This is a genomic window from Pseudomonas sp. P5_A12, assembly GCF_056400685.1.
In genome coordinates this window covers 24362-30747 of sequence record NZ_JBFUKU010000065.1, presented here as the reverse complement: position 1 = coordinate 30747, position 6386 = coordinate 24362, and the positions used below count along the sequence as shown (strand labels likewise).

At 59.6% G+C, this 6386-nt stretch carries 8 protein-coding genes; 3 read left to right on the top strand and 5 right to left on the bottom strand.

The genetic code is table 11. The features are described from left to right. Nucleotides 1–98, top strand: a 98-nt coding sequence (locus AC1DSG_RS11830; protein WP_477791057.1) for a hypothetical protein, incomplete at its 5' end; no start/stop codon positions are given. 49 nt (nucleotides 99–147) lie between these two features. On the opposite strand, the gene AC1DSG_RS11825 is transcribed toward AC1DSG_RS11830, so the two are convergent. Beyond that, entirely contained in the window at nucleotides 148–1026 is an 879-nt protein-coding gene (locus tag AC1DSG_RS11825; protein WP_477791055.1) for a DMT family transporter, read from the bottom strand. A gap of 137 nt (nucleotides 1027–1163) precedes the next feature. After that, nucleotides 1164–1940 (bottom strand): IclR family transcriptional regulator, encoded by a 777-nt coding sequence (locus AC1DSG_RS11820; protein ID WP_477791054.1) that lies wholly within the window; start codon nucleotides 1938–1940, stop codon nucleotides 1164–1166. Between the two features lie 280 nt (nucleotides 1941–2220). Between AC1DSG_RS11820 and ypfJ the strand changes: the two genes are divergently transcribed. Both ypfJ and AC1DSG_RS11810 read left to right on the top strand, forming a co-directional pair. After that, nucleotides 2221–3111 (top strand): KPN_02809 family neutral zinc metallopeptidase, encoded by an 891-nt coding sequence (ypfJ, locus tag AC1DSG_RS11815; protein ID WP_477791053.1) that lies wholly within the window; start codon nucleotides 2221–2223, stop codon nucleotides 3109–3111. After that, complete coding sequence (locus AC1DSG_RS11810) at nucleotides 3112–4071, top strand: alpha/beta fold hydrolase (RefSeq protein WP_477791052.1); 960 nt, start codon at nucleotides 3112–3114, stop codon at nucleotides 4069–4071. It abuts the gene before it with no gap. Between the two features lie 139 nt (nucleotides 4072–4210). Here AC1DSG_RS11810 and AC1DSG_RS11805 read toward each other — a convergent pair whose 3' ends face one another. From AC1DSG_RS11805 to AC1DSG_RS11795, 3 genes are all read right to left on the bottom strand, one after another. After that, nucleotides 4211–4804 (bottom strand): HAD family hydrolase, encoded by a 594-nt coding sequence (locus AC1DSG_RS11805; RefSeq protein WP_477791051.1) that lies wholly within the window; start codon nucleotides 4802–4804, stop codon nucleotides 4211–4213. Then, the gene (tesB, locus tag AC1DSG_RS11800) at nucleotides 4801–5670 is read right to left on the bottom strand and encodes an acyl-CoA thioesterase II (RefSeq protein WP_007946617.1); all 870 of its coding nucleotides are present in this window, start codon (nucleotides 5668–5670) and stop codon (nucleotides 4801–4803) included. The genes AC1DSG_RS11805 and tesB overlap by 4 nt, the downstream gene beginning before the upstream one ends. A 109-nt stretch (nucleotides 5671–5779) precedes the next feature. Beyond that, nucleotides 5780–6349: a GNAT family N-acetyltransferase gene (locus AC1DSG_RS11795; protein WP_477791050.1), complete on the bottom strand. Its 570-nt coding sequence runs from the start codon at nucleotides 6347–6349 to the stop codon at nucleotides 5780–5782. Between the last annotated feature and the right edge of the window lie 37 nt (nucleotides 6350–6386).

The window sequence follows — 6386 nt, the reverse complement described above, 5'->3', positions numbered from 1 at the left end:
ACACCGTGCTGTTCACCTTGATCCCGGCGATGTACTTCATTGCCCTGACCTGGATGTACTTCATGGCACCGCGCAAGATTCCTACCGTTACCGAGTAATTGCCCTTCCCCCGGCAGGCCTGATTCCAGGCCTGCCTTTTTGTTTCTCCTACCGACGACTCTGTTGCCACGCTGCCGCCAACCCGCTGCAGCAAATCACCGCGATCCCGACCACGGTGGTCAGGGTCGGCGTGTGGGAAAACAGCAGCCAGCCCAGCAGACCGGCAAACACAATCTGACAATAACCGAACGGCGCCAGCAGCGCGGGCGCGGCGAAGCGGAACGCCTGAGTCAGAAACAAGTGAGCCGTCATCCCGCAAGCACCCAACGCCACCATCAGCAAGCCATGCCCAAAGGTTGGCATTTGCCAAAAGAACGGCACCAACGCGCACATCACCAAGGTATTGCACAGGCCGGCGAAGAAGTTACTCGTGGTCGGGCTGTCGATGTTGCTGAGCTTGCGGGTGAGCAATTGATAGAAGCAGAAAAACAGTGCCGAGCAGAACGGCAACAGCACCGCAGGCGTGAACAGATCACCGCCTGGGTGGACGATGATCAATACGCCGACAAATCCACAAATCACCGCGATCCATTGGCCACGGGTGACGTGCTCGCCCAGCAACGGCACCGACAATGCGGTGACCAGCACTGGCGCAAGAAAGTTGACCGCCGTGGCTTCGGCCAACGGGATGTATTGCAAACCGGTGGTGAAAAACAGACTGGTGCCCAACAGGCACAACGCTCTCATCGTCTGCAGCAAAGGCCGCTTGGTACGCAACACACCCAACCCGGATTGCGGTAGAAAAATCCCCGCCATCAACAAGGTGTGGACCACATAACGCGCCCAAACGACCATGACCATCGGGTAAAAGCCCAAGAGGTATTTCGACAAGGCGTCGTGGCTGGAAAAGAGGAAGGTGGCGAGAACGATCAGCAAAATCCCTTTGAAGGGGCGATTTACGCCGGAGAGCGGGGTGCTGACGGTCATATGGGTTCCCTTGTGCCTGGCGAATTCCAATAATTTAGAACCTGGTTCCAGATTCCTACATAAGCATAGGCTGAAACCGTTCGAACAACGCACAGTTTTCCGATGAACAGAGTTTCCATTGTGGTGGTATGTCCGAGTTAACTGAACAACTCTGAAGCCAGGCTCGCCGCCGACAACTCTTCGGCAAACGTCAACAACAGCGGAGCCAATTCATGCAACCGCGCCCCGGGCATTCGCGCACTGGGCCCGGCGATGCTCAACACCCCGATCACCCGCCCCTCGCTCGGGTGTCGCACCACGGCAGCTATCGCCGAGGTGCCCACCGCCGAGCTCTCTTCAACCCAGGCATAGCCCTGCTCCCGCGCCAGACGCAGACGTTCGAGCAGTTCAATATTGGAACGCGGCGCATTCGGCCCCACGTCCTTCGGACGCTCACCACCCTGTCGTTCTACCAGCGACAACGCCTCGGCATCGCTCATGCACGCCAGCCACGCGTGGCCCGAGGCGGTATAGAACAACGGCGCATCGCGGCCCATGTCCGGGTCGTATCGCAGGCCGGACCGGGCCCCCTGAGACTTGGCGATCCAGATCTGCCGCTCGCCCTCAATGACGCCAAGGCGCACCAGTTCACCGGTCTCCTGAGCCAGGCGATCCAGCACCGGCTGCACGATATCGGCGCCGCTGCCCGCCAGATAACGAAACCCCATTGCCACCAGCTTGGTCGACAGGTGATAGCGCAGGTTCTCCGGATTTTGCCGCACATAACCCAAGCGGATCAGCTCGGCGAGCAAGCGATGGGTCGCGCTTTTAGGGATGTCCAGTTGTTCCGCCAGCGTCTGCATTTGCAGGCCGCGAGGGTCACTGGTAAGACTTTCCAGCACGCTGAAAACACGTTCGATCTGACTGCCGGCCATGGGAGATTCCACACACAATTTGCCTGATTCTAGAAGATGAACCGTGTAACGCAAAATCTGGAACTGAACAGTCGGCAAGCACAGGCATTCACCCATTCGATAAAAACCCACCACCTGACGGAATTCGACGGGCTATCCATGTTCCTACAGTCTGCAAGGTTCCCGATGTCGTCAAAGCTACATTGCATGCTGGCACACGCAGAGAACCCGGACGACCGGGCTGGCGTCGCTCCCGCACACCAGCAACACTCATCCCCACGGACAACCAGAGGATTCCCACATGCTATGGAAAAAAGGCAGACGCAGCGACAACGTGGTCGATGCCCGTGGTGATGATGTCGGTGGTGGCGGTGGGATGCGCTTCGGGGGTGGCAAAGGCCTGAGCCTGACGGCGATCATTCTGATTGTCGGCATCGGCTGGATCACCGGCCAGGACCCGCTGCAAATCCTCGGACAGCTCACCGGGCAAATGAGCGAGCAATCGGCACCGGCCACCACCCAAACCCGCAAGGCGCCACCCGCAAACGACGAAGGCGCCGAATTCGTGCGTTCGATCCTCGGCGATACAGAAGACACTTGGGGTCAGATTTTCCAGCAGGCGGGTCGGCAATATAAAGATCCAACCCTGGTGCTGTTCAGCAATCGCGTCAATTCGGCCTGTGGTCTGGCGACATCAGCGACCGGCCCGTTCTATTGCCCGGCCGACCAGAAGGTCTACCTGGACATGGCGTTCTTCCAGGAAATGTCGCAACGCTTTGCCGCCGCCGGTGACTTCGCCCAAGCCTACGTGATCGCTCACGAAGTCGGACATCACGTTCAGACCTTGCTCGGCGTATCGGCGAAAATGCAGACCGCCCGCCAGCAAGGCCGGCAGATGGAAGGCGATGGCGGTTTACTCGTGCGCCAGGAATTGCAGGCCGATTGCCTGGCCGGGGTCTGGGCCAACAATGCGCAAAAGCGTCTGAACTGGCTGGAACCCGGCGATATCGAAGAAGCCTTGAACGCCGCCAACGCCATCGGCGACGACCGCTTGCAGCAGCAAGGTCAGGGTCGCGTGGTGCCGGACTCGTTTACCCATGGTACGTCAGCGCAAAGAGTGCGCTGGTTTAAAACCGGATTTGCACAAGGCCAGGTGGGCCAGTGCGATACCTTTGCGGCGAAAAACCTGTAAATGAATAAGTGGCTGTTAGCTGTACTGTTTACCTGCGCAAGTACCCAAGCCGCCGAGCAAGGGGTTAAAGAACTCAGCCCCGGGCGGCTGTTACTCAAAGAAGGCGAAATGGTGGTGGGCATCGGCCCGGCGCCAGCGAAAATCGAGCGCGTACTGATCATCATCCATGGTCGGTTGCGTAACTCTGAAACCTACCGCCAGAGCGCCGAACAGGCGGCTGAACTGGCAGGACAAAGCCAAACCACGCTGGTGATCGCTCCACAATTTCTCAACGAAACCGATGTCGCCCAGCATCCAGTGGCGGACACCGTCCTGCGCTGGCAAGGCAACGACTGGATGGCCGGCGGTTTATCCTCCGCCCCGTTTGCACTGAGTTCCTATGGGGCACTGGATCAAATCATCGCGAGAGTCAGCGACCAGCAACAGTTTCCGGATGTGAAGCAAATCGTCATTGCCGGTCATTCCGGTGGTGCTCAAGTGGTTCAGCGTTATGCATTGCTGGCTCACGACCAATCGGCACTCACGGCTGCCGGTGTGAATATCCGCTATGTGGTCGCCAACCCTTCCTCGTATGCCTATTTCGATGAGCGGCGGCCCGTGGCGTTCGATCACGCGAAATGCCCCGGTTTTAACCGCTGGAAGTACGGCCTGACGGATTTGCCGCTCTATGCCAGTGGGCAAACAGCGCCGCAGATTGAAGGCAATTACGTCAAGCGTGACGTGACTTATCTGCTCGGGCAGCAAGACATCGACCCGCAGCATCCGGCGCTGGACAAGGGGTGCGAGGCTGAAGCTCAGGGCGCCAATCGCCTGGCTCGCGGGCATTTCTATTTTGATTATTTGCTGCGCCGCAATCCGCGCGGGGTGAACCAGCGATTGGTCGAAGTGCCGGGGGTTGGGCATAACGGGGATGGGATGTTTACTTCGCCGGAGGGGCAGAAGGCGTTGTTTGGGCAGTGAGATTGGTGCCGCCGGACAGTGCCCTTTCGCGAGCCGGCTCGCTCCCACATTGGATCTTCAGTGAACACAAATTTTGTATTCCATAAAGAACCCCTGTGGGTGCGAGCCGGCTCCGGGCGGCGTTCCGACGAAGAGGCCCTCAAGCCAAAAGCATTTCCCGCAACGCCACACAATCCGCCGCTTGCCAATCCGTCAGCTCAGGCCACGGGTTATCCGGCAAATTTACCAACACCGTCCGCGCCCCCGCCGCACGCCCGCAATCCAGGTCAAACCGGTAATCACCGACCATCACCATCTCGCTCGCCGACACCTTCCAGGCCTCGGCCAGTTTCAGCAAACCACCGGGGTGCGGTTTGGGCGGCGCTTCATCACGCCCCAGCACATCCTCCACCGCAAAGCAGTCCGCCAGGCCGATGGCCTCCAGCGTGACGTGCGCCAACTCCCGGGCATTGCGCGTGAGAATGCCCAGGCGATAGCCGCGCCCGGCCAACTCACGCACCAGCTCCACCGCACCTGGGGCCGGTTTCGAACCCAACGCCAGATCCCTTTCATGCTCCAGCAACCACGCGTGTTTAGCTGCCGCTTCATCAGCCGGCAATGCCGCGAGGTGCGTCAGGATGTCGTCTTCGGCCGGGATCGCGAGTGCCACGCGAATCGCCGCGAAGTCATGCACGGCCACCGTCAGGGTGCCGTCCATGTCGAACACCCAGTGACGCACCTCGGCCAGGCTCATGCCCAATCCTTGCGATGACGAATCAGGCCTTCCTGCGTGACCGAGGCCACCAGTTGCCCGGCACGGTTGAACACACTGCCACGGTTAAAGCCTCGGGAATTGCCGGCCCACGGGCTGTCCATCGCGTAGAGCAACCAGTCATCGGCACGCAGATCCTGATGGAACCACAGCGCGTGATCGAGGCTGGCGACTTGCATGTCTTTGTGCCAGACCGTTTTGCCATGAGGCTGCATCGAGGTGACCAACAGACCGAAGTCCGACGCATAGGCCAGCAAGTATTTGTGCAGCGCCGGCGAGTCAGCCAAGGCACCGTCGGCGCGAAACCAGGCGTACTTGATCGGATCGGACGGCAGCGGGTTGTAGGGATCTTTTTCGGTTACCGGGCGAAATTCGATCGGTTTCGGGCACAGCAGTTTTTCGCGCATGTGCTCGGGGATCAGGTGCGCGCGCTGCTGGGTGAGTTCCAGTTCCGAGGGCAGGTTCTCCGGTCCGACCACAACCGGCATTTCGGCCTGGTGCTCGAAGCCTTTTTCGTCGTATTGGAACGAGGCACTGCAGGTGAAAATCGGGTTGCCCTTCTGGATCGCCGTTACCCGGCGTGTGCTGAAACTACCACCGTCGCGCACCCGATCCACTTGATAAACCACGGGCAACGCGGAATCGCCCGGCCGCAGGAAATAGCCGTGCATGGAATGCACATGCCGCGCTTCTTCAACCGTCTGACTGGCTGCCGACAGCGACTGACCGATCACCTGACCGCCGAACAACTGGCGAAAACCCAGGTCCTGACTGCGGCCACGGAACAGGTTTTCTTCGATTGGTTCCAGGGTCAGCAGGTCGACCAGATCATCCAACACTTGGCTCATTCAGACTCTCCTCACGCAAAACATTGCCGCGCAGTCTTGGCTGCGACGGTCGATTCAATTTCTGGCCCGGGCCAACAATATGGGAGCCATTGTAAACGTCCGCGCCGGCTTATCCATGCAAGGTTTGCAGCCATTGTTCACGGGTGATTCGGTACAGCACATGGTGACGCAGGGGATGGTCGGCCGCGAGCCTGGGATGCTCGAAGTCATCGGCTGAATCATGGTGCATGCCGATGGCCTGCATGACTTTTTCGGAAGGCGTGTTGGATTGAGTGGTGAAGGACACGATTTCCGTCAGCGCCAACCGGTCAAACCCGCAACGCAGCGCGGTCCAGGCCGCTTCACTGGCGTAGCCCAGGCCCCAGTGCTCGCGTGCCAGGCGCCAGCCGATTTCGGTCGCGGGAGTGAATGGCGCGTCGAAACCCACCACACCCAGCCCTGTAAACCCGATGAACTGACCGGTGTCCTTGCGTTGCAGTGCCCACAGGCCAAAACCATGCTCGGCAAAATGCCCGCGCACGCGTCCGATCAGCGAGGCACTTTCCAACCGACTCAACRGCGCCGGGAAATAGCGCATCACCTGTGGATCGGCACACATCGCCGCAAACTCAGGCAAATCCTCATCGCGCCACTGCCGTAACAACAGTCGCGCGCTTTCGAGTTCCAGTATTGGCTCCATTGCGTTCCCCCGTTTCCATGCCGCAAGTCTACATCGC